The following is a 23,093-nucleotide window of genomic DNA, read 5'->3' on the forward strand; positions in this document are numbered from 1 at the left end:
ACAGCGCCATGAAGGCCGTTCAGATCACGGGTTTCGGTACAGCGGACGTCCTGCGGGTCAACGACGTCGAGCGCCCCGCTCCCGGTGCGGGTGAGGTGCTGGTGTCGGTCGAGGCGACCAGCGTGAATGGGCACGATGTGATCGTCCGCTCGGGAGAGTTGAAGATGGTGACGGGACGTCGCTTCCCGATCGGCGTGGGACTCGACTTCGCGGGCACCGTCGCCGCGACCGGTACCGGTGTCGAGGGCTATCGGGTCGGGGACCGCGTGTGGGGCATGGTGCATCCCCGGCAGCGGCACTCCCTCGCCGGGGCGGCCGAATATGCCGTGGTTCCTGCGAGCCGTATCTCGCACGCCCCGGCGGACCTCTCGTCGGTCGAGGCGGCTTCCCTGGTGGTCGCCGGTGCTACGGCGCTCATCGCGCTGCGCGACAGCGTGCACCTCACAGGCGGGGAACGGGTCCTGGTGCGGGGCGCGGCCGGCGGAGTCGGCACGGCCGCCGTGCAGTTGGCGCACGCCATGGGCAGTCACGTCACCGCCCTGGCACGCGATCGCCACGCCGAGCTCCTGACCGACCTCGGCGCCGACGATGTCCTGGACTACCGCTCCACAACCTCGGAGCAGATCGGGCCTTTCGACGTCATCGTCGACACCGTCGGCACGGAACTGCACTGCTACCGCAGCCGGTTGGCCAAGGGCGGCCGGATGGTCACCGTCGGGCTGTCCCCGTCGGCGCTGGCCGCGATCGTCGCCTCCAGCGTGCACGGCACCCGCCGCATCCGCACCTTCAGTGCCAACCCCGAGACCTCCGTCCTGCGTGACGTGGCCGACCATGTCACGTCGGGTGCGCTGCGCCCGGTGATCGACAGCGTGTACCCGCTCGCGGACATCGCCGCCGCGCACCAGGCGTTCGAGCGCGGCGGCGTCGCGGGCAAGCACGTGGTGACCGTGCCGCGCAGCTTCCTCTGACGGAGCCCTGCCAACCGAGTGTGGTGCGCAGTCCGACGCCACGGTTGTCTCCGTAGGGAGCGGAGGGCTCTCGCGGAGGCGCCGAGGAGGACCAGCGTTGCTCCAGAACACCGTGCCCGACTCCGAAGTGGGTATTTCCTCGTACGCAGCCGACTGCCGGAATGGCTTGCTGCGGCCTGCCCACCTGGGTGAACTCACCCGCCAGATACCGAGGGAGCTGGTCGAGCGCGCTCTGGAGGAGGAGCGTGAGGCCCGACCGCCTCAGCGTCGTCGGAAGCTTCCACTGCTCGTCGGGGTCTACTTCGTCCTGGCGCTCCAGCTGTTTCCCGGCCAGGGGTACCAGCGCGTGTGGCAGCATCTGATCGGCGGCATGGCCTGTCTGGACCGGCGGCAGGCCCGGGTGTCCAAGAGCGCACTGATCGAATTGCGGGGCCGGGTCGGTGAGCCGGTGCTGTACCAGTTGTTCCGCCTTCTCGCCGGCCCGGTCGCGTCCACGCGGACCCCTGGGGTCGCCTGGCGGGGCTGGAGGCTGGTGGCGGTCGACGGCTGCCGCTCCCTGGAGACCGCCAACACCCCCGCGAACGAGGGGTTCTTCGGCCGTGGACGGGCACTTACCCCCTGGTCACACCCGCATGTGCAATTGCTGGCGCTCATCGAGGTCGGAACCCGCGCCATTATCGACGCCGTACTGGCCGCCGCGTACGGCGACGAACGCAAGCTCGCGGCCCGGCTGACACCGGCTCTACGCGCCGACATGCTCGTCCTGGCCGATCGCGGTTTCGGCTCGGCTCCCCTGTACAGGCAGATCGCCGCGACCGGTGCCGCGTTTCTGGTGCGTTGCACCGCCAGGCGGGTCCCGCCCGTCCTCGCAGTCCTCGACGACGGGACCTTCCTCAGCCGCCTCGGCGGCGTCGACGTCCGGGTGATCGACGCCGACGTCGTAGTACGGCTGGCCGACGGGACGCGCACCAGCACCCGCTATCGGCTGGTCACCACGCTGTGCGATCCTGTGCTCTACCCGGCGCAGGACCTGATTGCCCTCTACCACGAGCGGTGGGAGGTCGAATCCGCCTCCCGTGACTTCAAGTTGGGGCTGCTGCGCTGCCTCCCCCTGCGCTCCCGCAAGCCCCGGGCCGTGCGTCAGGAATTGTGGGCGGCGCTGATCGTCTACCAACTGCTTGGCCGTGAGATCGCCGAGGCCGCACACGCCAGCGGACTCGACCCCGATCGGATCAGTTTCGAGCACGCCCTCGACCACGGCCGCGACAGCGTGATCCGCGCAGAGATCGACCCCGACACCGACTACCACGGTGGCAGCCTGCGCGCCTATCTGCTCACACCTGAACGGCGCGTCCCCCGCCGCAGACTACGCACCAGCGACCGCAAGAAGCATCCGCATCACCGCCCCGCACCCTCGGTGCGCATCGACGAAATCACCGTCGAGCTCCGCCGTCCGGTCCTGGTCACACCACCACCCCCACGCCCGTGGTGCATCCCTGCAGTCCCTCGACTGCCGCTCCCTCCCGCCTCTGCGGACGGAGTGCCGCCGACTCTCCTCGAGCGAGTGCTCGCTGCCCTGCCGTACCGACAGGAGGAAGCTGCCGGCCCGAAAGAGATCAGAGACGCCATCGGGCTGTCGAATGTCTCCCACCTCACCCACCTGCTGAAAGCATGGGCTGCAAACGGCTGGGTAGTCCGCCTCCCACGCCGTACGGCCTGCTTCGGGCCTGATCCGTGACCTCTGACCGGAGCGCCTAGCCGTCCGGCATTGGGCGGGCCGTCGCATGACGCCGCGGCTGCGCCGGGTTCCACAGGCCCGGTGGCCTGCGCCCTGCTCCTTCCTGGTCCTCGTCGGGGTAGTGGCCGGCCGTCAGAGGTCGACGGACGGGCGTCGCGGGTGCCCCGCTGCGGTGTGCCGGCCCACCGGTGGCATCCTCACTCCACTTCGTCGAACTCCCACCATGTACCGGACGGCCACTCGCGCCCATCCCAGACAGCGCGTTCCGCGCCGAGCGGGTCGTAGGCCATGCGCGATCCGGCCCGGTCGAAAATCATGGTCGCTCGGCGATCGACGGTGTAGGAGGGCCATTCGGGAAGACCGGCTGCAGCCGGGGCACGGCCGACGATGAACTCCCCCCAGGCCTCATGCAGGGCACTGGCGAGATCGTCGCCGCCGTTCCAGATCGGAATGCCGTCGGATCCGTGGACCGCCGGCAGGACGCCTTCGGGAAGGCCCAGCCCGGGCGGGATGTTCAGCGGTCCGTCATAGCGTGATCGCCACACCCGAGCATACGCGGACTGCGTATCGGCGAGACGGGTGGTCGGTATGCCGTAGCGCTCGTCCGTCATCACGGCGACGCGCAGCTGCGCCGGGTTGTTCGCCAACTCTGGGCGGCTCGCGGCGTAGGCGGCAAGGATCTGTTCGCAACCAGCCGACCCAAAATTCTTCGTCAGGATTCGGTCGGTCTGATCTGCGGTGTCGGGCGCAATCATCTGGTAAGCGGCGCATTCCTCAGCGCAGGTCTGGGCGAGCAGCGGAATGCCGGCGGCGGATCCAGCGGCAATGGCATCGAGCGGACGGGCGGTCAGGGCCAGCCCGTCGAGCGCCGGGCGCCAGATCCATGTGGCGCGCACGCCCCCGGCGATGGCGTTCTGCGCGGCGAGGATCTCGGCGACCGGTGCGCTGCGAATGAGCTCCGCCCTGCCACCCAGTTCGCGCAGGAAGCGGCGGGCCACGCTTGCGGCCTGGCGCGGAGTCGCGACACGCTCTGCGCCCCCACTGCTGGACGCGGCGCGGTGGATCAGGCCCCGAGTGAGCGGGGATCCGAGCAGATTTGCCACGGATTTCGCACCGGCGGACAGGCCGTAGACGGCGACCTGCTCTGGATCGCCACCGAACGCGGCGATGTTCTCCCGTACCCAGCGCAACGCGGCGATCTGGTCGTGCAGTCCATAGGCGCCCGTATGCGCCTCGCCATCCACGGCGAGGAAGCCGAGCGCGCCGAGACGGTAGTTGACTGTGACGACCACGGCACCGTGGCTACGCACGAAGGAACTGCCGTCGCCAGCCATGTCGGTGCCGCTGCCGTTGAAGTAGCCGCCGCCGTGAAGCCACACCAGCACTGGGCGGCCAGAGGCGTTAGCCGGCGCGGTGACATTCAGGTAGAGACAGTCTTCCGAGGGGTCAGGCAGCTCGGACCCAGCAAGAAGACCGGGCAGCTGGCGTGGTGCCTGGACAGAAGGCGGCCCATAGACGGTCGCGTCGCGAACGCCCATCCATGATGCAGCCGGTTGTGGCAGGCGCAGGCGCAGCGGCCCAAGAGGCGCAGCGGCGTAAGGGATGCCCTTCCAGGCCAGGATCGCGTCGCCGACCTCAGCGCCAAGTACCGCGCCAGCGGCGGTTTTCGCAATGGTCATCACTATTTCTCCCGGATTGTGGCCGATGCGCGGCGGCACCCTCGCTCGCGTTCCGTAGTAGGTGGAAGCAACAGCATGGAGCCACATCGAGATAATATACACTATCTCGATAGTAACCATTATCATAGCGATCTGTGATCCGAGCGCCTTGCACGCAGAGCGGCAGACGGCTGCAAAAGCGGTCGGTCGGGGACTCGCGGCGCGATGCCCATCCGTGCCCGCCCGGCCGCGACCATCGACTCAGAAAGCGCCCGGCGTACACCGCTCGCCGGGCGCGGTCAATCCCCGGGCTCGCCCCTGAGGCGACCGGGTTCGCCGACTGCAAAAGGATCGACGTGTCAGTCGAAGAGAACCACGGATCTCACGCCCTCGCCGCTGCGCGGTCGCCATCGCGCAGCGGATGGGCGAACCGCGGCTCGCCCACAAATGGACCGGCGCGGCAGTACGGCTCGGCCGGGCGGTCGCGTCGGCAGGCGACTTCGGCGGGCAGCCGCCGTCCGGCGTATTCGCCGAGAAGGATCGCTATTCGATGGACTGGCACTACCCCGCCCTCGGCACGGCATTGCGCGGTGCGGCGGCACTCGAACGGATCGACGCGGGCTGGGACCGGTTCGTCGTGCCCGGCCTCGGGACCCGCTGTGTGGACGACAGACCATGGGTGGCCGGAGGTGAGACCTTCGAACTCTGCATCGCCCTGTGGGCCGTCAGGCGACCGGATCGGGCCCGCAGAGCACTGACGGACGTCGGCCACCTGCGCGACCTGGACGGCCCCTATTGGACCGGTTACGTCTACGCCGACAACGCGATCCGGCCGGAGGAGAAGACCTCGTGGACCGTGGGCTCGCCACTGCTCGCACCCTTCGTCCTCGGCGGCGAACCCGCGACCCGGAAGGTGTTCGGCGGCGAGAGCCTATCCGCAGGCCTACCGGGCGACAGCTTTTCGCAGGCTCCGCAATTGACATAGCAAGTGCTATTTGGGTAACATTACGCGATGACGACAGGACAAGACGCCAAAGCGCGACCGAAGCGGTTGACCCGCGCGGAGTCGAAGGCGCGCACGCGGGAACTGCTGCTCGACGCCGCGGCCGAGACCTTCGCCCAGAAGGGATACGCAGGCGCCTCGGTCGAGGAGATCGCGGAGAGCGCCGGCTACTCGATCGGCGCGCTCTACTCCAACTTCGGCGGCAAGCAGGAACTGTTCCTTGAGCTGCTCAAATCGCGAGCCACCGGCCGCATTACCGAGGCCGCGAAGATGATCGGCAATCGGGAGGCGGGTGCCAAGGCTGCCGACGGGCTCGGGCGGCTGCTGATCGAGACCGCGGACACGGACATCGTCTTCGAGTCCCTGCACGCGGAGTTCTGGCTTTACGCGGTACGCAACCCGCAGGCGATGGCGACCCTCGCCGAGCAGGTCGACGAGACTCGCGACGCGCTCACGCAGTTGCTCGCCGGGATCCTCGAGCGCGAAGGCCGCAGCACGGACTACCCGCTGCAGAACATCGCGACCATCGTGCTCGCGCTGTTCCACGGCCTGGTCCAGCTACGGCGCATCGAACCCGACTCCGTGCCGGAGGACCTGTTCGAGCGCACCCTGGCTGCGCTGTTCACCGAAGTGACCATGCTGGAGCAACATCCGAAGCCTCGGACCAAGCGGTCAACCTCTGCCAGGAAAATCGATCACTGAGGTGAGCGCGGCGGGATCCGGCAGCAGGAACAGGCGCTCGCCTTCGAGGATCCTCAGCAGGGCTCCGGTATCGCGCCCCCGGCGAACGCCTCCGTGTTCGCCGGGGGCGCGATACCGTCGAACCGCCCCGCGGCGACCATCGCGGGGCAACTAGATCCGCGCGAGCCGGTCGAAGGTGTCATGCGCCGCCCTCGCCCGAGACTGTAGCGCTTCCCCGCGGCGCACCAGCGCCGACCTCTCCGCCCCCAGCGCACCCGCCATCAGCCACAGCAGCCCTCCGTTCTCACCTGGCAACTCGGGCGCAAACCTCATGTCCACCCAGACCCACCCAACGAACTGCCCGCTCATTGGCCAGCAGCTCGCCGAGGATGTACAGCGGAAAGGACGGGCCGCCCGCGCCAACCGCGAACGTGGCCGCGAGCACCAACCGCTCACCCCTCGATGGCCAGGTCACCGCCAATTCCTGGGCGACCATTCCACCGAGACTCACTCCGAACACGCGGAACCCCTGCCAGCCGAGGTGATCGGCCAACCCGACCGCGCACGCGGCCAACTCCGCCATGCTGTAAGGACCTGCAGCCGAGGCCGAGCGACCCAGGCCGCGCTGGTCGAATCCGACCACTTCGAAATGCTCCGCCAGGCGGCCGAGCAGCGGCACCACCGCCGACAGGGTGGCTTTCGAGCCGTTGAGGAACATCAGTCACAGACCGGCACCCGCAAGCTCGTGGTTCAGCTCGGAGCAGCCGATGGTGGCACTGAACATTATCTCAGTTCCCTTCCATCTCCGCCGACGACTCGGCGGCGGTGCGGGCGGGTCGCACGGCGGCGCCCAGGCTCCCGTCCAACCGCGGACCGAGCAGCGTGACGAAGAAGAAGATGCCCACCGCGACCATGTAGTCGGCGTCGTGCACCCGCGAACGGAGAAACGCACTGGCCAGCAGAGCCATGAACACCACCACGACCCTGAACGCCGTCGCCTTCTCGATTGACCGCCTGCTCTGCCTGACCCGCCCGGCGCGCCGGGCACGGCGCTGCAGCGCACGCGCCAGTATGAGCGGTCCGAGCACGCCGATCGCCACGAACTTGGCCGCGTGCTGGATCAGCGGCTCACCGGCATTCGACGCCCACATCCCGGCCATGACCACTCCCATGACCGCGTACCGGGCGGATACCTTCCACGAATTCCAACTCATGATGCGGACACTACCGTGATAGTGTTTACTATGTCAATAGCAACCCCCACGGAACGAGGCCACCCGTCGAGTATGGGATATTGAAATAAAGTTCACTATTTGGATAGCATCTCTTGATGGCGACAGATCAAGATACGAAACAGCGGCCGAAGCGGCTCACCGGTGCGGAGTCGAAGGCGCGCACGCCGGAACTTCTACTCGACGTCGCGGCCGAAACCGTCGCCCAGAAGGGATACGCAGGCGCCTCGGTCGAGGAGATCGCGGAGAGCGCCGGCTACTCGATCGGCGCGCTCCACTCCAACTTCGGCGGCAAGCAGGAGCTGTCCCTCGAACTGCTCAGGTCACGGGCGACAACCCGCTAGGTGTAGACGGCGTGGCATTCCAGGTGGGCGTTCTCCGGGCTCAGGCCCCACGGTCTGATCAGCGACCAGGCGCTCCCGGCGTGGTTCATCTCCTCGCGGTTCTCGTGCGGGAGCAGCATGAACTCGAAGCGACGCCGCCCCGGTCCGCCGGAGAGGACGGACGTGGGCCGCGTCGGGTGGCACACCTGGAGGTTCGCGGGCGACCAGACCCGCTCGCGCTCCCGGATCACATTGACAATCAGCCAGTCGTAACAGAAGCCTCGGTCCATCACCCGGGTGTCCACGGGCGCACGATGCTGTTCGCCCCGCCGCAGCCGACCACGAACGCCGCGGCCGTCTCGTGGCGACCGCCGCCCCCCGTCGTACAGGTGAGTGTCACGGAGTGCTCATTCTGGACAACGGAGAGCGCCTCGGTCCCCGGTCGCACCTCGATCCCGGGTGTGCGGCTCGTCTTCGCGTACAGCGTCGGCGGGTTCAGCTGATCCCGGCCAGGTCGGCAGCGAGCCTCACGTCCGCCGGCAGGCGCACGGCTTCGTGGTCAAACACGACCGCGTGCGGCAACGGATGGGGCTTGCTGCGGCGCTCGAACTCGCTGACTCGTCGGCCCAGGACGATCGCCAGCAACTGTCCGGCAGGACCGCATCCGACGATCGCGACGTCGACCTTCGGGTGGTTCTCGATGTTGGCCATGGATGAGAGCTCCCCGCATGTGTGCGTCATCGAGCTGCTTCGCGACCGGCGATCTCGAAGTTCATCAGGTCGCCTCCGACGGTGACCGGTCCCCGTTAGCCACCCTTGCGCACGTCCTCGACGAACCCCGCCTCCTCCTCCGGCGTGCCGGGCGGGGGGATCATGTGGGTCAGCACCAGGTAGCGGACACCGGCGCGCTCCGCCATCGCGCCGAGGGCGACGGTGTCGGCGTGATACTCGAAGATCGCCTCGAACGCGGTGCCACGGATGGCATCGGCCAGTGCCGTGTTCCGGCATGCCTCGCGCACCAGCACGTCCGCTCCCGCGGCCATTTCCTCGACCTCGGCGCACACCCGGGTGTCTCCGGAGATGACCACCGCACCGTCGGATGTCTCGACCCGGTAGGCGACAGCGTCGCTCACCGGCTCATGGTGCACGGCGACCGCGCTCACGACGACATCGCCGCCGCGCCAGACCTCCGCGGGCTTCGGCTCGGGCGTGAACGTGCTCAGCTCTACCTGCGGCGGATCCGACTCCACGTGCTTCATGCGCACCGCTACTCCGGTTGAACTCGTAGGGGCGCGCGCCGGTGACGGTTCTTGATCCCTGCACCACGACGGTCTCATGCGGTATGCGGATGGCGGGGGTTACACCCCGAAGGGAGTGTGGAAGCTGTTGCGCCGACACGGCTGGACCTCGCAGGTGGTGGAGCGCGACGAGGCTGCCGTGGAGGTCTGGAAGGACCAGGTGCGGCCGCTGGTAAAGTCACCGCGGCGGACCTGGGCGCCCACATCTGCTTCGAGGACGAGGCAGGACAGTGCCTGAATCCGGCCGAAGGGCCGGACCTGGGCACCGCGCTGGCAGCGCCCGGTGGTGAGGGTGCGCGAACGGGGACAGGGCAGGGCGAAGGTGGCCGGCGTGGTCTGCTTCCGCCCAGGCGACCACGCCCGCTTCTTCTACAAGCTGCACGCCTACCACGGGCGCCGGGGCGGGCCGAAGACCTTCACTTGGCAGGACTACCGCGACCTGATCGTCATGACGCACATCCAGCTGGGCACGCCGGTCGTGTGGGAGGCCCCAACCTGTCGCTGCACCTGGTGCAGGAGCTCTACGACTTCGCCGAGGAGGACAGGGAGTGGTTACGGATCTTCCAGCTGCCCGACTACGCGCCTGAGTTGAACCCGCGGGAGTGGGTCTGGTCGCTGATGCGTCGGGCGATGGTCGACTTCGTCGCAACCGACCTCTCCCAGTCTCGTCCGCATCATGAAGCGCAAGCTCAAGAAGATTCAGTACCGACCCGACGTCATCAACGGTTGCCTCGCCGGAGCCGGACTGACCATCGCCCCAGCGCTGATCACACAACCCGCCCCCACAAGTTCAATTTGAGTATGTCGTCGGCGAACGGCTCGAACATCCGCGAAACGTAGCGGGCGGCAGCGTCGCGGGGTGCGACCACCGGCAACGGACCGGCCGGAAACTCCTTGTCCCAGCGGACCATCGCGACATCGGGCAGGTCGATCACGTGATCGCTGTGCACATGGGTGAGGAGTACCGCATTGAGCGCGGCCGGAGTCACCTCGATCTCCGCCAACCTCAGCATGGTCGCGCAACCGGTGTCGAGCTGAAGCACCGTTTCGCCGCATCGCACGAGAGTGCCTGCATCAGCGCGGCCGGCCGCCGGGTACGGCTGCCCCGCCCCGGTCAACGTCACCATCGTCGTCATCGCCGGAGCCCTTTCCATTCGCGGATAGCTTACAGAGCTAACACTATTTACATAGCCTTCGGTATCTTAACCTGCATGACTCGTCACCCTTCCCATACTATTGTGATAGCGTTCACTACGTGAGTGATGGTCGCGATCCGCCGACGCCGGCCGCGCACAACCGAAGGGAGTCGCGATGAGCCTGGTCATGACCTATACCCGGGCGCTGCTGCGCACCAGGAGCCGGAGGGAGTGGCGACGCGGAACTGGCGCGCATCTCGACTCGGCGATATCCGAAGCCCGCCGAGGTTCCGGACAATCCCCACGGCCGTTTCGCCGTGACCGAGTCCGAGGTCAGCGGGATCCCGGTGCTACGACTGGAACCGCGGGAACGCGCCGACGGACAGCACCTGATCTACACGCACGGCGGCGGTTATGTGAGGCCGCCGATAACAGCACATTGGTGGATTCTGGATCGGATCACGCGCGATACCGGCGTGACCGTGACCGTACAGCTCTACCGTCTCGCACCGGAAGGCGACGCCGAGCAGGCGTACAGCGCGCTCCGTGCGGTGTACGTGCGTACAGTCGCCGAGGCGGGCGCGGCAAACATCAGGCTGGTCGGTGACTCCGCGGGCGGTGCACTCGCCCTCGGCCAGGCGATCACGTATCGCGATCGAGGAGAGCCGCTACCGAGACAGGTCGCACTCTTCTCCCTTCATCTCGACCTGACCACCCTTTCCAACCCGCCCGGAGATACAGGCACTCGAGCGACTCGATCCCATGCTGAACGCTCGGCTACTCGCGGGCCGGCCGACTGTGGGTGGGCGGCCTCGAACGTCTCGAGCCCCGGCTGAGCCCGCTGTTTGCGGACCTCGACTACCTTCCGCCCGTGCATGTCTTCCAAGGCGGCGCGACATCTTAGCCGATGACGCCCGTCAGCTCGCCGATCGGCTCTCGATCGCCGGAAACGCGGGCCGCACCACCTACGTACCCGCAGCCTTCCACGCCTACGTCGGCGCCTTCTGGACCCCCGAGGCACGCGGCTCAGCGCGCCGTACGCGATCTGCTCGCTCCCTGACCCCACTTGAAGGAAGGTCACTTTCGATGTTCCGACGAACCAAGCACGAGAAGCCGGATCGCGCCGTGGACGAACGCGAGCGCCCGCGTGGCCTGCTCGCGGGCACCGCCGGATGGTGCGCCCGGCACTCCTGGCTCGTGGGCGCGATCTGGATCATAATAACGGTCGGCGCGGTGGTCGGCCACCGCGCGCTCGGCGGAACCTACTCGGACGACTTCAACGTCACCGGCTCCCAGTCCGTCAACGGAATCAACGTGCTGCAGGCGCACGATCCGTCCGCGGGCGGTCAGAGCGGCCAGATCGTCTTCGCGATCGACTCCGGCAGCTTGTCCACCGACCAGCAGGCGATCGAGACCAGCATCGACAACATGCGCAAACTACCGCACGTCCTGTCGGCCTCCGACCCGCTCTCCAGCGCGACCACCTCGAAGGACGGGCGCACCGCCTATTCGACCGCCCAATTCGACACCCTGCCCTCCGACCTCGGCAGCTCCTACGTCACCCAGGTCGAGCAGGCGATGCACCCCGCCACCAACGCCGGAGTCCAGGTTAACTATGGCGAATCCCTCGGCGTGGCCGCCAGGCCCACCACCAGGGACGTCACCTCCGAAGGCGCCGGCATCGCCGTGTCGGTCATCGTGTTGCTCATCGGGTTCGGCAGCGTGCTCGCGGCAGGCATGCCCATCGCCAGCGCACTGATCGGCGGCGCGGCAGGCCTCGGCTTGCTCGGCATGCTCGCCGCCGAAACCACCTTCGCCGTCGCTTCCCCGACCCTAGCGATCATGATGGGTCTCGGCGTCGGCATCGATTACGGGCTGTTCCTGATCACCAGGCACCGCCAACTGATCATGGACGGCGTCGCCCCGGACACCGCGGCGGCCCGCACCGTCGCGTCCAGTGGACGCGCCGTGCTGACCGCCGCGCTAACCGTCATCGTCGCGCTGCTCGGGCTGTACGCCTCGGGAATGACCTTCATCGGCAAGCTCGGATTGGCCGCAGGAATCACCGTCGCCGTCGGCGCGATCAGCGCCCTGACGCTCGTGCCGGCACTGCTCGGCCTCGCGGGCCGGAGGATCGACAAGCTGCGGGTCCGCCAGCCAGTCGCCGAAAGCTCCGGGGACGGCGGCGGCTGGCACGCCTACGCCGCCCGCGTCGGACGCCACCCCGTGAGCTTCCTGCTCGGCGGCCTGGTCGTGCTCATAACCCTGGCCATCCCGCTCTTCTCCATCCAACTCGGCCACGTCGACGCTGGCGCCGACCCATCCGGCTACACCGACCGCATCGCCTACGACCAGATGGGCGCCGCCTTCGGCCCAGGCTCGAACGGCCCGTTCACCATCGTCGTCGATGTCAAGGGCCTCAGCTCTAGCCAGGTGTCGAACCTGGAGAAATCCCTGCCGAGCGACCTGTCGTCGACCTCTGACGTCGCCTCAGTCGCGGCGATCAGGAGCACGTCGGACCACGACCTGCTGATCTCCACCGTCGCGCCGTCCTCCGGACCGCAGGACGGCGCGACCGATACGCTCCTGAACACCCTGCGCGACACCACGCTGCCCAAGGCGCTCGACGGCACCAACGCGACCAGCTACGTCACCGGACAGGTCGCCTTCCAACTCGACTTCCGCGACCAGGTCAGCTCCCGCCTACCGGTGATCATCGGGGTCGTCATCGCCGCCGCGTTCCTGTTGCTGCTGGCCAGCTTCCGCAGCCCCGTGCTCGCCCTCAAGGCCGCGGTGTGCAACCTGATCTCCATCGGCGCCGCCTACGGCGTGGTCGTCACCGTCTTCCAGTGGGGCTGGGGCAGTTCGCTGCTCGGAGTCGGCGAGAAGGTGCCGATCGAGTCGTACGTCCCGATGATGATGTTCGCGATCGTCTTCGGCCTCTCCATGGACTACGAGGTATTCCTGCTCTCCCGGGTCCGCGAGGCATGGCTGGCGCGCGGCGACAACCACGAGTCGATCGCGACCGGGCTGTCTGTGACCGCACGCGTGATCAGCTGCGCGGCGCTCATCATGACCAGCGTCTTCTTCGCCTTCATGTTGTCGAACAACGTCGTGGTCAAGATGCTCGCCCTCGGCCTCGGAGTCAGCGTCCTGGTCGACGCGAGCATCGTGCGCTTGGTCATCGTCCCCGCCGCCATGTTCCTCATGGGCAAGGCGAACTGGTGGATCCCCCGCTGGCTCGATCGAATCCTGCCGCATTTGGAGGAGCGGCCCATGGAACCCGCCGCGCCATCCGTTGACAAGGCAGACACCGCAAACGCCTCCGACTGCGAGCCGAGCCCGGAGACCGAATCAGAGCAGTACCCCTAACAGCGACTCCCTCAGAACCAACCGGAGCGATCACCATGCGCAGACGAACTACGATAGCCATCGCGGTCACCGGGCTCGCCCTGGCCGTCACTGCAGTCACTGCCGAGATCGTCGTACGGCACTCCCTCGAACAGCGGATCACGGGCGCGGCACAAGCCCAGCTCGGCGGCGACCCGAGCGTCGACATCGGGACGGCCCCCGCGCTCGTCGACGCCATGACAGGCTCGATCTCGACCGTCACGATCAACGACCCCGGCTACACAACGTGCAAGCAGGGCCAGTTGGGCCTCTCGCTGAGCCTGTTTCAGGTGACGAATTCCGGACAGCAGGTTCACGTGCAGGAGTCGAACGCCAGTATTACCCTGCCCGCCGAAGGCACGGCGTCCCGAATCGACGCCAAACTCGGGGGGCGGGGCAACGCCTCGGTCACGGCGGACCCGGGCCAGAACGCACTGGTGATCAGTATCGCGGGCGGACTGCTCACCTTCCAGGAGTCGCCCACGCTCAATGGTTCACAGATCCAGCTGACGCCCGGCGACGTCACCTTCGAAGGGGCGCCGGCTCCCGCGAGGCTCACCCACCGGATCGAGAACGCCGGGGCCAGCAGTTACCAGATCCCGCAACTGCCTCTGGGTCTCTCCGTCAAGTCGGTCGGAGTCAGCAATGACGGACTGGTGCTGAACGCCAGCGGAGGCGCCGCCGCCCTCGGCAAGTCCTCGGGATCCGGTGCGGCGGGCGGTCAGGCGAAGGCATGTGCGTCAGCGTCAACATCATCGTCGTTGTGAACTGGTCCCGCGGTGGACTTGGCCTGCCGCACCACCAGTTCGTGCGAGCCGCCCCGGGTTCCGTCCACGGGGCTTCCCCCAAGGCCAGGAGGTTAGCGTTTTCGCAGGTCCTGCAAGCGCGTTGGGTGTTCGAGGCGAAAACACAACGGAGCTCGTTGGTACAGGAAGTCGACCAAGACAGCTTGTACGTGAGGAGTTCCGTTGCGGATTCATTTTGCCTTGCCATCACCCGTTCGGTGACCGTGGCGGCGGGTCGGTTCGCGCCGGGCCATCTGGAAGAGCTGACCGCCGTCGTGCCGTTCGAGCTGGTGGACCCGGTGCTGGCGGAGACCTGGACGGTGCAACGGCGGCTGCGTGATCTGCCGTCCCGCGTCGGGATGTACTTCCTGCTCGCGATGTGTCTGTTCCCCGAGGTCGGCTATCGGCTGGTGTGGGACAAGCTCACCGGTGGCCTGGCCAGAATGCCGGTGGCCTCGCCGAGCGCGAAGGCCCTGCGGGACCTTCGTCGGCGGTTGGGGGCCGCGCCGGTGCGGTCCCTGTTCGAGGTGCTCGCCGGGCCTCTGGCCCACCCGACGAGGGTCGTCCCAGGGGGCTGGGGGCCTGGAGGTACGCAATTGCCTCCACAGTGGCACGGCGCTCGTTCCCAGTGGGGGCATCGAGACCTGGGGGGAGTGCTGGCCGTTGGTGATGATGTTCTGCTCGAATCCGGCCGGGGTGAGCATGTTGTAGACACGGCCGACTTCGGATTCGACGCGGAAGCCGTGGCGGACCTTGGGCGGCAGGTAGACGTAGCTGCCGGGTCCGGCCGGGGTCTCCTCGTCTCCGACGGTGAACAAGAAATCACCTTCGAGGATGAAGAGCCTCTTGCTCCTTGTCGTGGACGTGCGGTGGGGCGACGAGTCCTTGCGGACACAGTTCCTCGAACGTGCAGGACCGGCCATCGGTCTGGCTGCCGTCGGCGAGCACTCTCCGGTACGTGCCGACGTTCCAGTAGGCCGGGGACTGGTCCGGCGCCCAGACATAGGGGCGGGCGGTGCCGGCGCTGTGGGGGAAGCGGGTCATAACGGTTCCTTGGGTCTTTAGCGTATGGGGGAATGGATGACGGAGTCGACGGTGATGGTCAGCAGGAGCCGGGTCTGGCCCGGGTCGCCGTACGAGGCGTAGGGGTGGCCTGTGTACTTCTGGGAGAGATGTTCGATGCTCTCGGCGGCGCCGTCGGTCGTGGCGCTGGTGACGCGTCCCCGTACGGAGAAGTAGCGGGAGGTGTCATCCGGGTCGGCGATGCTGACGGCCACACGAGGGTCGCGTTGAACGTTTTTGGTTTTGCGGTAGCCCTCGACGGTGTTGATGAGGATGTGTTCGCCATCGGTGTCGACCCAGGTCTGGGTGAGCTGGGGCGAGCCGTCCGGCATGGTGGTGGCGATGAAGCAGGGGCTGGGCCGGTTCAGCAGTTTGAGGAGTTCGCCGGGCAGGGGTGTCATGAGGAATCGCCCTTGTTGGGGGAAGCTGTCGGTGGGAGGTGCCGATGTCGGCGGTGCGCTCAGCGCAAGGAACGGAAGGTGGTCAGGACTTCGTCAACGAAGAGTGCCGGTTGTTCCAGGGCCGCGAAGTGCCCGCCCGCCTCAAGCTCGTTGAAGTGGACGACGTTGCTGTAGCGGCGTTCCACCCAGCGCTGGGACTTCCGGACGTGCTCCTCCGGGAACATGCTGAAGCCGGTGGGCAGTGCGATCGGTGCGGCGGCGTTCGGCGCGGAGGGCCGTGCCGAATGTGCCATTTCCCAGTAGGTCCGCGCAGAGGACGTCCCGGTGTTGGGAAGCCAATAGAGCATGATGTCGTCGAGCAGCTCGTCCAGGGTGAATGATGCTTCCGCGTCCCCCGGCGTGCCGCAGGTGTCCTGGAACATCGCGTAGATCCAGGCAGCCAGGCCGATGGGGGACTCCGCGAGGGAGTAGCCAATGGCCTGAGGACGGGTTGCCTGCTCCTTGGCGTAGCCTGAGAGGTTCTCCCAGAAGTAGGCGGCGCTGTCGAGCATTTCCTGCTCATGCTCGGTGGCGTCCCGGATCTCGTCGGGAGTTGGCGGGAACATGGCGAAGTTGAGGTGCAGCCCGACGCATCCGCCGGGGGCCTTGCGGCCGATCTCGTCGGTGACCGCGCAGCCGAGGTCCCCGCCCTGGGCGCCCCATCGCCGGTAGCCGAGCCGGTCCATCAGTGTGATCCAGGCATCGGCGACCCGGGGGAATCCCCAGCCGGGTTCCGTAGGCCGGTCGGAGAACCCGAACCCCGGCAGCGACGGCACCACGAGATGGAAGGCGTCCCGCGGGTCACCGCCGTGGGCTGCGGGATCGGTCAGTGGGCCGATGACCTTGTGGAAATCGAGGACGGAGCTGGGCCATCCGTGGGTCATGACCAGCGGGAGGGCGGCCGGCTCAGGCGAGCGCACATGGAGGAAGTGAATACCCAGACCATCGATGATGGTGCGGGACTGGCCGAAGCCGTTGAGGGTCTTCTCGCACCGCCGCCAGTCGTAGGTGTTGAGCCAGTAGTCATGCAGCGCGCGGAGCTTCGCCAGCTGGGGGCCCTGGCTGGTGTCCAGAACGGTCTCTGGATCGGGCCACCGGGTGCGGGAGAGCCGCTCACGCAGGTCGGTCAGCTGTTCCTCCGGCACGGACAGGGTGAAGGGTTCGATGAGTTCGGACATGGGGCGTGCTCCTTACCGGGCTATGCCGCGCCGACTGCGACGCGGGCGGATTCAAGGGGGGCGGAATCCGGTGATTCAGAGGGTGTCGGGCTGACGGGTCCGTTCATCGGTGACAATCTCTGGCACCGAGTCCAGGACCTCTTGGAGCCAGGCGATCTCGGCGCGCAGTCTGTGCGCACTGTGACTGACCGCTAGCGCCTCGCTCACCGTCAGGTAGCCGCCGTCGATGGCGTTGGCGTTCAGCGCCTCGGTGTCCGAGAGCATGGAGGCGAGTTCATCCAGCCGGGATGCGATCACCGTGTGGAGCTCGTCCAGCTTCTCCGGGTCCAGGCGGGTGAGGGCCAGGTCGAACGGGTCCGGCTTCATCCAGATGTGGCGCAGACTCTCCGACTGGAGTTCCTTGAGACGCAGCCGCCCTTCACCGGTGATGCCGTACACCTGACGCTCGGGCAGATTGCCCTCCTTCTCGGTCCTGACCTCTTCGAGCAAGCCCTCAGCCAGCAGGCGCTTGATCGCCTGATACAGGCTGCCCACGGACACGTCCGTCCACAGGTGCAGATGCTCCCGCTCGGCCTGGAGGCGCACCTTGTGCCCGTGCATCTCGCCGTTCCTCGCGAACGTGTCGAGGATGAACAACCTGATCGATGACATACGACTACTCTTACATTAGTACTCGTTCATAGGCAACCGACCGATATGCTGAACATCGGCTCTGGGAGAGTGACGTCTCCGACGTGCAGTGGGCCCTGGTCGAGCCCGTGCTCGCGGCATGGAAGGCCGGACAGCCCTCGGTCAGCGGCCACCAGGGCAGATACGCGATGCGGGAGATCGTGAACGCGATCCTGTAGCAGAACCGCAGCGGCTGCCAGTGGGACCTGCTCCCCCATGACCTGCCGCCCGCCGGCGCGGTGAAGTACTACTTCTACACGTGGCGTGACGACGGCACCGACCAGACCATCCAAGATCTGTTGCGGTGGCAACCGCGGGAGAAAAGACGGCGATTAGCCGACCCAAGCCTGGTCATCCTGGACACGCAGAGTATTCATGCCACCGTCGGCGTTCCGGCCACCACGACGGGCAAGTATGCGGCGAAGAAGGCGCCGGGGCGCAAGAGATGCCTGGCCGTGGACGTATTGGGCCTGGTCGTCGCGGTCGCTGTCCTGCCGGTCAGTGCGCACGACAACGCCGCCGGTATCGCGCTGCTGGACGGCGTGGCCGCCCAGACCGACACGGTACGTAAAGCCCTGGTCGACCAAGGATTCAAGAAGAGCGTCGTCGACCACGGCAAGCAGTACGGCATCGACGTCGTAATCGTCGAACGCAACCCCGCTGACAAAGGCTTTGTCCCCCAGGCCAAGCGGTGGGTGGTGGAGCAGACGAACGGGATCCTGAAGTTCTCCCGGCGGCTGGTCCGCGACTACGAACACCGACCCGCCAGCTCCCGCTCGCGTGTCTTTTGGGCGATGGCCTCCGTGATGGCCCGTCGGCTCACCGGCGCCACCGTCCCCGCCTGGAGGACGCCGTGAGCGACAACCCGCAGATCAGCGCCATCCCGGCCTACATCGAGGCCCGCGAGCGCGAACTGGACAAAGAGGCTGGACAGCTCCGCTCCCGCGTCGAGGACCTCACCCCCCACCTCGGAGAACTCGACACGGAGAGCGAGAACCTGAGCATCACCCGCAAGACCCTCCTCGCCATCCCCCGACCTGGTCCCGTCCAGGAGACACCCCGCCCCGACGTGCCGGACCACCCGGCCTACCAGCAGATCCTCACCACCCTCACCGACGCCGGCCGGCCGATGCGGGCCCGCGACCCGTGCGAGGCACTCGACCCGCCGATCCTCCCGAAGAACACCGAAGGCATCCGGTCCAAGCTGCAACGCCTGGTCACACGAGGCATCCTCGCCGAACCCGAACCGGCCTGTTCACTCAGCCCCGCACCTGGCCACCGGCCCACCCCACCGACCAGAACCCCTCCCCCTCCCCCAGCCCCCAGCCCGAAACGGTCCTTATCTCACGTACTGCACTCTCACATCCCAGTCTCCAGGTGTCCTGGATCAGGGGGAAGCCTCAAGATGCCCTCGGCGCTGAACTGGTAGCGCATCACATGGAACTTGCCGTACAGGTTCTGCACCGTCTTGACCGCGCCCGGCCGGACGTAGTCCCACACCCCGAGGTCCATTGCGGTCAGGCCTCCGGGCTCCCTGCCGTCGGTGGGGCGCTGTCGCCCAGTGCCAGTGACGCGAGAATCCGCTTGTGGCAGACGTCGAGGATTTCGTCCGCCAGCGGAGAACCGTCCGGGCATGCCCGCGACAACATCACCGCGCCAACCGAATGGGCGAGCATGTCGATCATCGCGGCGCGGGCCGTACCCGGGCCCGCGTCCCCCGAGGTGTCGCTTCGGGACTGAAGGCCTGTCAGCAGGTTCTCGATCCCGGCTGCGAACTCCGCCCCGATGTCCGCCGGCTGGCGTGCGGCGTCGCCACTGAGGGCCGCGATGGTGCAGCCGTCGCCGCGCCCGTCGCGATGCTCCCGGGAGACGTAGTACTCGACGAACTCGGCGGGGTCCAGACCTTCCGTCCGTGCCGCGGTCTGCGAGAGCCCGCTTGCGGACGCTTCGGCCATCAGGTCGCCCTTGGAGCGGAAGTGTCTGTAGAACCCTCCATGAGTGAACCCGGCGGCCGCCATCAGTTCCGCCACGCCGACGCCGTCATAGCCGCGCTCACGGAACAGCCTGGCGGCTGTCGCGACGATGTGCGCACGGTTCTGCTCCGCCTGCGCCTTGGTGACCCGCATGTGCAGCCACCCCTTCCACGGTCGACGTTCCACGGTCAAGCATATATAGATGTCGATCGACATCAAAGAGGTTGACTTTTTAGATTACGATCGTCATCGTATTGCTCACCTCCTCCAGAAAGGTTCAGACCATGAGTGACACGCATGTGACCGCACCGACCCAGTACATCCAGGTCGACGGCGACCGATTCGCCTACCGCCGCTGGGGCAAGCCCTCCGGCGTCCCGATCTTCCTGGTCCAGCACTTCCGCGGGGGAATGGACAACTGGGACCCCCTGCTGACCGACGGCCTGGCCGAAGGCCGTGAGGTCATCCTGTTCAACGGGCGCGGCATAGCCTCGTCATCCGGCACTCCGCGCAACCGGATGGAGGACATGGCCGACGACATCGCCGCGGTCATCCGAGCGCTGGGTCTGGAGCAGGTCGATCTGCTCGGCTTCTCGATCGGCGGATACCAGGCGGAGGAGGTCGCCCTGCGCCACCCCCAGCTGGTCCGCAAGCTCCTCCTGCTCGGCACCGGCCTCCGCGGCGGGGACCCCACGAGTGACCCCAAGGTGCCTGACTACGCGCTGAATCCGGTCCCCACTCTGGAGGACTTCCTCTTCCTGTTCTTCGGCCGCTCGGAAGCCGCGATCGATGCGGGCCGAGCCTTCTGGGAGCGACGTCACCAGCGGGCCGACCAGGACACGCCGAGCTCGCCCGCGGTCGCACAGGCGCAGTTCGAAGCAGCTGTCGCCTATGCGGAACCGCTGCCGGGCGAGAACCCCTACGCCTACCTGAACGCGATCACCCAGCCGACGCTGGTCCTCAACGGCGAGAACGACGTGATGATCGCCTCGATCAACTCCTGGCACCTCGCCCAGAACATCCCCGACGCGCAACTGCTGATCTACCCCGACGCGGGGCACGGAGCGCAGTTCCAGTACCCCGAGCGGTTCCTCAATCACGCCCTTCAGTTCCTCGACGAGTAACACCTGCCGGGCTTGGGCCCCGTCGCTGACGCCTGGTCCGTGGCGATCAGGGAATGTGACGGGCACACTTCCCAGGCCGTCAACTCCGCCACGCTCCGCGGTCGAGACACAAGACGGTCCCGTCGGCGGATCGCCGTCGATTTCGCCTGGTTGACCAGCGGCACGAGAGACCGCAGGTCAGCCCGGGTAGACGCGTCCTGCGTGATGCGGGCGGGGTGCGCCGCCCGCCCGGGCGTCGTGCCCGCACTCACCGCATCACTCGGCGGCACCGAAGCCATGCCCGCACAGATGGTGTCGCGCCGAGTGGTGTGGCCGATCAAGCTGGCGGAATCCCGAGGTCGCGGCCCGGGTCGCCCTCACTGAAAGCTCTGTTGCGGCTCGCCGGGCCGGGACCAGCGATGGTCACACGACGGCCGACGTCGGCATGTACCAGACAGCTCTATAGCTGAGGCGACGGACCGTGACCGGCTACCCCACGACTGTGGACACGACCCCCACCATGGTCAGAGAGAGCACCACCGTCCGATCAGCTGTCGGGTTGTGGATGCGTTTTCACCAGGCCGCTCTGGTACGCGATGACGACGAGTTGGGCGCGGTCGCGGGCGTGGAGCTTGTTCATGGCGCGGTGGATGTGGCTGCGCACGGTCAGCGGGCTCAGGACCAGTTGGTCGGCAATCTCAGCGTTGGACCTGCCGTGCGCGGCCAGGGCCATGACCTCGCGTTCGCGGTCGGTCAGGGTCTTGAGGATGTCGGGGAGCGAGAGAAAGCCGTCGGTGTCCGGGGTGGCGAGGAAGCGGCTGATGAGGGCCCGGGTGGCGACAGGAGACAGGAGGGAGTCGCCGGCGGCGACGGTGCGGATGCTCGACAGGAGGACGTCGGGGCTGACGCCCTTGCCGAGGAAGCCGCTCGCGCCGGCGCGCAGGGCCTTGGCGACGTTCTCGTCGTTCTCGAAGGTGGTGAGGACGAGGATGTGGGTGCCCGACAGTTCCGGCCGGGCGCAGATGGCCGCGGTGGCGGTCACGCCGTCGACGTCCGGCATGCGGATGTCCATGATGACCACATCGGGCCGGTGTGTACTGGTGAGGTCGACAGCTTCCTGACCGTCGGCCGCCTCGGCGACCACCGTCATGTCGGCGACCGAGTCGATGAGAATACGGAAGGTGGCCCGGAGCAAGGCCTGGTCGTCGGCGAGCAGAACGCGGATGGTCATGTGGCGATGCTTTCGTCGTGACGGTCGAGCGGCAAAGCGCAGGCGACCTCGAAGCCGCCCTGCGGCCGGCGGCCGGCGTGGAAGGTACCGCCCACCGCAGTCGCGCGCTCGCGCATACCCAGCAGGCCGTAACCACCGCCGGAGCGGAGTGCGGCCACGGGGCGGTCGGGCGTGGTGTCATTGGTGACGCTCAGGGTCAGGTAGCGGCCCGTGTAGCCGAGCCGCACCTGTGCGGTGCGGGTGGCGGCGTACTTGCTGACGTTGGTCAGCGCTTCCTGGAGGATCCGGTAGGCCGTCACGTCGAGCACGGGGGTGAGTCGGTGCGGTTGCCCCTCGGTGGTGATGCTCACCTCCAGCCCGGCAGCCGAGCAGGCGTCGACCAGAGCGGACAGTTGCCGCAGTCCCGGCGCGGGGGCCAGGTCGTCCGCGGGGTCGGTGTCCGTGCGCAGGAGTCCCACGGTGGCCTTGAGCTCACGCAGCGCCGCAGCCGTGGAATCCGGCAGCCTGGCGATGATCTCGAAGGCTTTCCCGGGGTCGGACCGTGACAGGTGGGCCGCGGTGCCGGCCTGGGCGTCGGCCAGGGTCAGGTGGTGGGCGACCACGTCATGAAGTTCCCGGGCGATGCGCATCCGTTCCTGGAACACCCGGTGCCGTGCTTCTTCTTCCCGTTCGCGGTCGGCGTGCTCGGCCCGGGCCACGGCGTACTCGCGGCGTACCCGGACGTAGCTGCCGAAGACCGCCGACAGCAGCACCCATGCCGCCGGGTTGACGAGGGCGAGAATCAGTGAGCCGTGGAAAGAAGGGAGGATCAGGCCGGCGACAATCAGGCCGGCGGCGGCCGTCAGCGCACTGTTCCACGTGGTCCGGCGGGAGGTTCGCACGCTCGTGGAGTACTGCGCGACGAGGAGCGGGCCCATCAGGAGCGGCGTCAGGAGATAGCCGAGGACACCCTGGCCCATGGTGCACAGCAGGGTGACGGCGAGGACCTGAAGCGGGCGGTCACGGCGCCAGCGTAGCGCGCCACAGGCGACTGCGGAGAGGATGATCCCGGGCCACAGGTCCGGCGTCTCGGGCATGACCGCCCGAGTGGCGAAGACGCCCGGGGCGGTGACCGCGAGAAGCAGGACCAGCGTCACTGCTTCAACGGCTTTCGGACGGGTCGCTGCCCTGCGCTGCCAGTTCGTGCTCATCATGCTCCGAGACGGTTCCATCAGTAGGGTACTTG

The 23,093-nt window shown here is 67.5% G+C and carries 26 protein-coding genes and 3 pseudogenes; 12 read left to right on the forward strand and 17 right to left on the reverse strand.

Features of this window, described 5'->3' with window-relative positions; translation table 11 throughout:
- The first annotated feature begins 8 nt into the window (after positions 1 to 8).
- Both ACGF5O_RS46690 and ACGF5O_RS46695 read left to right on the forward strand, forming a co-directional pair.
- Complete coding sequence (locus tag ACGF5O_RS46690; RefSeq protein ID WP_393816044.1) at positions 9 to 968, forward strand: NADP-dependent oxidoreductase; 960 nt, start codon at positions 9 to 11, stop codon at positions 966 to 968.
- A 97-nt stretch (positions 969 to 1,065) separates the two neighbouring features.
- Positions 1,066 to 2,706, forward strand: coding sequence for an IS4 family transposase (locus ACGF5O_RS46695; protein ID WP_393816045.1), 1,641 nt, complete (start codon positions 1,066 to 1,068; stop codon positions 2,704 to 2,706).
- Positions 2,707 to 2,903: 197 nt separating this feature from the next.
- On the opposite strand, the gene ACGF5O_RS46700 is transcribed toward ACGF5O_RS46695, so the two are convergent.
- A complete protein-coding gene (locus ACGF5O_RS46700; RefSeq protein ID WP_393816046.1) occupies positions 2,904 to 4,385 on the reverse strand; it encodes a carboxylesterase/lipase family protein in 1,482 nt (493 codons plus the stop codon).
- 400 nt (positions 4,386 to 4,785) lie between these two features.
- Here ACGF5O_RS46700 and ACGF5O_RS46705 point away from each other — a divergent pair, with 400 nt between their 5' ends.
- Together ACGF5O_RS46705 and ACGF5O_RS46710 are read left to right on the forward strand one after the other, a co-directional pair.
- On the forward strand, positions 4,786 to 5,349 hold the full coding sequence (locus tag ACGF5O_RS46705; protein ID WP_393816047.1) for a hypothetical protein: 564 nt from the start codon (positions 4,786 to 4,788) through the stop codon (positions 5,347 to 5,349).
- Between the two features lie 27 nt (positions 5,350 to 5,376).
- Positions 5,377 to 6,069 carry a TetR/AcrR family transcriptional regulator gene (locus ACGF5O_RS46710; RefSeq protein WP_393816048.1) on the forward strand — a complete coding sequence of 231 codons (693 nt, stop codon included), beginning with the start codon at positions 5,377 to 5,379 and terminating at the stop codon, positions 6,067 to 6,069.
- Between the two features lie 283 nt (positions 6,070 to 6,352).
- Here ACGF5O_RS46710 and ACGF5O_RS46715 read toward each other — a convergent pair whose 3' ends face one another.
- Together ACGF5O_RS46715 and ACGF5O_RS46720 are read right to left on the reverse strand one after the other, a co-directional pair.
- Positions 6,353 to 6,766 (reverse strand): alpha/beta fold hydrolase, encoded by a 414-nt coding sequence (locus ACGF5O_RS46715; RefSeq protein WP_393816049.1) that lies wholly within the window; start codon positions 6,764 to 6,766, stop codon positions 6,353 to 6,355.
- Positions 6,767 to 6,836: 70 nt separating this feature from the next.
- Entirely contained in the window at positions 6,837 to 7,262 is a 426-nt protein-coding gene (locus ACGF5O_RS46720) for a hypothetical protein (RefSeq protein ID WP_393816050.1), read from the reverse strand.
- Between the two features lie 116 nt (positions 7,263 to 7,378).
- Here ACGF5O_RS46720 and ACGF5O_RS46725 point away from each other — a divergent pair, with 116 nt between their 5' ends.
- Positions 7,379 to 7,624: a TetR/AcrR family transcriptional regulator gene (locus tag ACGF5O_RS46725; protein ID WP_393816051.1), complete on the forward strand. Its 246-nt coding sequence runs from the start codon at positions 7,379 to 7,381 to the stop codon at positions 7,622 to 7,624.
- Here the strand turns inward: ACGF5O_RS46725 and ACGF5O_RS46730 are convergent.
- The 4 genes from ACGF5O_RS46730 to ACGF5O_RS46745 all read right to left on the reverse strand — a co-directional run bounded on the left by ACGF5O_RS46730 (position 7,621) and on the right by ACGF5O_RS46745 (position 8,862).
- Positions 7,621 to 7,908 (reverse strand): hypothetical protein, encoded by a 288-nt coding sequence (locus ACGF5O_RS46730; protein ID WP_393816052.1) that lies wholly within the window; start codon positions 7,906 to 7,908, stop codon positions 7,621 to 7,623. The two genes, ACGF5O_RS46725 and ACGF5O_RS46730, sit on opposite strands and share 4 nt — an antisense overlap.
- The gene (locus ACGF5O_RS46735; RefSeq protein WP_393816053.1) at positions 7,893 to 8,051 is read right to left on the reverse strand and encodes an FAD-dependent monooxygenase; all 159 of its coding nucleotides are present in this window, start codon (positions 8,049 to 8,051) and stop codon (positions 7,893 to 7,895) included. Before ACGF5O_RS46735 ends, ACGF5O_RS46730 begins: the two co-directional genes overlap by 16 nt.
- A gap of 47 nt (positions 8,052 to 8,098) precedes the next feature.
- Positions 8,099 to 8,314: an FAD-dependent monooxygenase gene (locus ACGF5O_RS46740; RefSeq protein ID WP_393816054.1), complete on the reverse strand. Its 216-nt coding sequence runs from the start codon at positions 8,312 to 8,314 to the stop codon at positions 8,099 to 8,101.
- Between the two features lie 95 nt (positions 8,315 to 8,409).
- Positions 8,410 to 8,862 carry an MBL fold metallo-hydrolase gene (locus ACGF5O_RS46745; protein ID WP_393816055.1) on the reverse strand — a complete coding sequence of 151 codons (453 nt, stop codon included), beginning with the start codon at positions 8,860 to 8,862 and terminating at the stop codon, positions 8,410 to 8,412.
- Between the two features lie 549 nt (positions 8,863 to 9,411).
- Between ACGF5O_RS46745 and ACGF5O_RS46750 the strand changes: the two genes are divergently transcribed.
- Positions 9,412 to 9,741: a transposase gene (locus tag ACGF5O_RS46750; RefSeq protein WP_393816078.1), complete on the forward strand. Its 330-nt coding sequence runs from the start codon at positions 9,412 to 9,414 to the stop codon at positions 9,739 to 9,741.
- Here the strand turns inward: ACGF5O_RS46750 and ACGF5O_RS46755 are convergent.
- On the reverse strand, positions 9,669 to 10,037 hold the full coding sequence (locus tag ACGF5O_RS46755; protein ID WP_393816056.1) for an MBL fold metallo-hydrolase: 369 nt from the start codon (positions 10,035 to 10,037) through the stop codon (positions 9,669 to 9,671). The genes ACGF5O_RS46750 and ACGF5O_RS46755 overlap by 73 nt on opposite strands.
- A gap of 317 nt (positions 10,038 to 10,354) precedes the next feature.
- Between ACGF5O_RS46755 and ACGF5O_RS46760 the strand changes: the two genes are divergently transcribed.
- The 4 genes and pseudogenes from ACGF5O_RS46760 to ACGF5O_RS46775 form a co-directional block, all read left to right on the forward strand.
- Positions 10,355 to 10,873, forward strand: coding sequence for an alpha/beta hydrolase (locus ACGF5O_RS46760; RefSeq protein ID WP_393816057.1), 519 nt, complete (start codon positions 10,355 to 10,357; stop codon positions 10,871 to 10,873).
- A gap of 250 nt (positions 10,874 to 11,123) precedes the next feature.
- On the forward strand, positions 11,124 to 13,409 hold the full coding sequence (locus tag ACGF5O_RS46765) for an MMPL family transporter (protein WP_393816058.1): 2,286 nt from the start codon (positions 11,124 to 11,126) through the stop codon (positions 13,407 to 13,409).
- 35 nt (positions 13,410 to 13,444) lie between these two features.
- On the forward strand, positions 13,445 to 14,194 hold the full coding sequence (locus tag ACGF5O_RS46770; RefSeq protein WP_393816059.1) for a DUF2993 domain-containing protein: 750 nt from the start codon (positions 13,445 to 13,447) through the stop codon (positions 14,192 to 14,194).
- Positions 14,195 to 14,382: 188 nt separating this feature from the next.
- Positions 14,383 to 14,784 (forward strand): annotated as a pseudogene (locus ACGF5O_RS46775) (transposase domain-containing protein); the annotation flags it as partial.
- A 141-nt stretch (positions 14,785 to 14,925) separates the two neighbouring features.
- On the opposite strand, the pseudogene ACGF5O_RS46780 reads toward ACGF5O_RS46775, so the two are convergent.
- The 5 genes and pseudogenes from ACGF5O_RS46780 to ACGF5O_RS46800 form a co-directional block, all read right to left on the reverse strand.
- Positions 14,926 to 15,135: pseudogene (locus ACGF5O_RS46780) on the reverse strand (cupin domain-containing protein); the annotation flags it as partial.
- Positions 15,035 to 15,256, reverse strand: a complete 222-nt coding sequence (locus tag ACGF5O_RS46785; protein WP_393816080.1) for a hypothetical protein — start codon at positions 15,254 to 15,256, stop codon at positions 15,035 to 15,037. The pseudogene ACGF5O_RS46780 and the gene ACGF5O_RS46785, both read right to left, overlap by 101 nt.
- Before the next feature lie 17 nt (positions 15,257 to 15,273).
- On the reverse strand, positions 15,274 to 15,675 hold the full coding sequence (locus ACGF5O_RS46790) for a PPOX class F420-dependent oxidoreductase (protein ID WP_393816060.1): 402 nt from the start codon (positions 15,673 to 15,675) through the stop codon (positions 15,274 to 15,276).
- 59 nt (positions 15,676 to 15,734) lie between these two features.
- Positions 15,735 to 16,892: an epoxide hydrolase family protein gene (locus tag ACGF5O_RS46795; protein ID WP_393816061.1), complete on the reverse strand. Its 1,158-nt coding sequence runs from the start codon at positions 16,890 to 16,892 to the stop codon at positions 15,735 to 15,737.
- Positions 16,893 to 16,967: 75 nt separating this feature from the next.
- Positions 16,968 to 17,528 carry a PadR family transcriptional regulator gene (locus tag ACGF5O_RS46800; RefSeq protein WP_393816062.1) on the reverse strand — a complete coding sequence of 187 codons (561 nt, stop codon included), beginning with the start codon at positions 17,526 to 17,528 and terminating at the stop codon, positions 16,968 to 16,970.
- 98 nt (positions 17,529 to 17,626) lie between these two features.
- Between ACGF5O_RS46800 and ACGF5O_RS46805 the strand changes: the two are divergent.
- Positions 17,627 to 18,418 (forward strand): annotated as a pseudogene (locus ACGF5O_RS46805) (IS5 family transposase).
- Between the two features lie 502 nt (positions 18,419 to 18,920).
- On the opposite strand, the gene ACGF5O_RS46810 reads toward ACGF5O_RS46805, so the two are convergent.
- Together ACGF5O_RS46810 and ACGF5O_RS46815 are read right to left on the reverse strand one after the other, a co-directional pair.
- Positions 18,921 to 19,073: a hypothetical protein gene (locus ACGF5O_RS46810; protein WP_393816063.1), complete on the reverse strand. Its 153-nt coding sequence runs from the start codon at positions 19,071 to 19,073 to the stop codon at positions 18,921 to 18,923.
- Between the two features lie 5 nt (positions 19,074 to 19,078).
- Positions 19,079 to 19,750 (reverse strand): TetR/AcrR family transcriptional regulator, encoded by a 672-nt coding sequence (locus ACGF5O_RS46815; protein WP_393816064.1) that lies wholly within the window; start codon positions 19,748 to 19,750, stop codon positions 19,079 to 19,081.
- A gap of 68 nt (positions 19,751 to 19,818) precedes the next feature.
- On the opposite strand from ACGF5O_RS46815, the gene ACGF5O_RS46820 reads away from it, so the two are divergent.
- The gene (locus ACGF5O_RS46820) at positions 19,819 to 20,658 is read left to right on the forward strand and encodes an alpha/beta fold hydrolase (RefSeq protein ID WP_393816065.1); all 840 of its coding nucleotides are present in this window, start codon (positions 19,819 to 19,821) and stop codon (positions 20,656 to 20,658) included.
- 526 nt (positions 20,659 to 21,184) lie between these two features.
- Here the strand turns inward: ACGF5O_RS46820 and ACGF5O_RS46825 are convergent.
- Both ACGF5O_RS46825 and ACGF5O_RS46830 read right to left on the reverse strand, forming a co-directional pair.
- Entirely contained in the window at positions 21,185 to 21,868 is a 684-nt protein-coding gene (locus tag ACGF5O_RS46825) for a response regulator (RefSeq protein WP_393816066.1), read from the reverse strand.
- Positions 21,865 to 23,058, reverse strand: a complete 1,194-nt coding sequence (locus ACGF5O_RS46830) for a sensor histidine kinase (RefSeq protein WP_393816079.1) — start codon at positions 23,056 to 23,058, stop codon at positions 21,865 to 21,867. The genes ACGF5O_RS46825 and ACGF5O_RS46830 overlap by 4 nt, the downstream gene beginning before the upstream one ends.
- Between the last annotated feature and the right edge of the window lie 35 nt (positions 23,059 to 23,093).

The organism is Streptomyces sp. NPDC048291, assembly GCF_043201715.1.
Classification (GTDB): domain Bacteria; phylum Actinomycetota; class Actinomycetes; order Streptomycetales; family Streptomycetaceae; genus Streptomyces.

What these genes read in the sequence shown, in the direction of transcription:
- ACGF5O_RS46690 (WP_393816044.1), top strand. Translation starts at nt 9, where the DNA reads ATGAAGGCCGTTCAGATCACGGGTTTCGGTACAGCGGACGTCCTGCGG.
- ACGF5O_RS46700 (WP_393816046.1), bottom strand. Translation starts at nt 4,385, where the DNA reads ATGACCATTGCGAAAACCGCCGCTGGCGCGGTACTTGGCGCTGAGGTC.
- ACGF5O_RS46705 (WP_393816047.1), top strand. Translation starts at nt 4,786, where the DNA reads ATGGGCGAACCGCGGCTCGCCCACAAATGGACCGGCGCGGCAGTACGG.
- ACGF5O_RS46710 (WP_393816048.1), top strand. Translation starts at nt 5,377, where the DNA reads ATGACGACAGGACAAGACGCCAAAGCGCGACCGAAGCGGTTGACCCGC.
- ACGF5O_RS46715 (WP_393816049.1), bottom strand. Translation starts at nt 6,766, where the DNA reads ATGTTCCTCAACGGCTCGAAAGCCACCCTGTCGGCGGTGGTGCCGCTG.
- ACGF5O_RS46720 (WP_393816050.1), bottom strand. Translation starts at nt 7,262, where the DNA reads ATGAGTTGGAATTCGTGGAAGGTATCCGCCCGGTACGCGGTCATGGGA.
- ACGF5O_RS46725 (WP_393816051.1), top strand. Translation starts at nt 7,379, where the DNA reads ATGGCGACAGATCAAGATACGAAACAGCGGCCGAAGCGGCTCACCGGT.
- ACGF5O_RS46740 (WP_393816054.1), bottom strand. Translation starts at nt 8,314, where the DNA reads ATGGCCAACATCGAGAACCACCCGAAGGTCGACGTCGCGATCGTCGGA.
- ACGF5O_RS46745 (WP_393816055.1), bottom strand. Translation starts at nt 8,862, where the DNA reads ATGAAGCACGTGGAGTCGGATCCGCCGCAGGTAGAGCTGAGCACGTTC.
- ACGF5O_RS46755 (WP_393816056.1), bottom strand. Translation starts at nt 10,037, where the DNA reads ATGACGACGATGGTGACGTTGACCGGGGCGGGGCAGCCGTACCCGGCG.
- ACGF5O_RS46765 (WP_393816058.1), top strand. Translation starts at nt 11,124, where the DNA reads ATGTTCCGACGAACCAAGCACGAGAAGCCGGATCGCGCCGTGGACGAA.
- ACGF5O_RS46770 (WP_393816059.1), top strand. Translation starts at nt 13,445, where the DNA reads ATGCGCAGACGAACTACGATAGCCATCGCGGTCACCGGGCTCGCCCTG.
- ACGF5O_RS46785 (WP_393816080.1), bottom strand. Translation starts at nt 15,256, where the DNA reads ATGACCCGCTTCCCCCACAGCGCCGGCACCGCCCGCCCCTATGTCTGG.
- ACGF5O_RS46790 (WP_393816060.1), bottom strand. Translation starts at nt 15,675, where the DNA reads ATGACACCCCTGCCCGGCGAACTCCTCAAACTGCTGAACCGGCCCAGC.
- ACGF5O_RS46795 (WP_393816061.1), bottom strand. Translation starts at nt 16,892, where the DNA reads ATGTCCGAACTCATCGAACCCTTCACCCTGTCCGTGCCGGAGGAACAG.
- ACGF5O_RS46810 (WP_393816063.1), bottom strand. Translation starts at nt 19,073, where the DNA reads ATGGACCTCGGGGTGTGGGACTACGTCCGGCCGGGCGCGGTCAAGACG.
- ACGF5O_RS46815 (WP_393816064.1), bottom strand. Translation starts at nt 19,750, where the DNA reads ATGTCGATCGACATCTATATATGCTTGACCGTGGAACGTCGACCGTGG.
- ACGF5O_RS46820 (WP_393816065.1), top strand. Translation starts at nt 19,819, where the DNA reads ATGAGTGACACGCATGTGACCGCACCGACCCAGTACATCCAGGTCGAC.
- ACGF5O_RS46825 (WP_393816066.1), bottom strand. Translation starts at nt 21,868, where the DNA reads ATGACCATCCGCGTTCTGCTCGCCGACGACCAGGCCTTGCTCCGGGCC.
- ACGF5O_RS46830 (WP_393816079.1), bottom strand. Translation starts at nt 23,058, where the DNA reads ATGAGCACGAACTGGCAGCGCAGGGCAGCGACCCGTCCGAAAGCCGTT.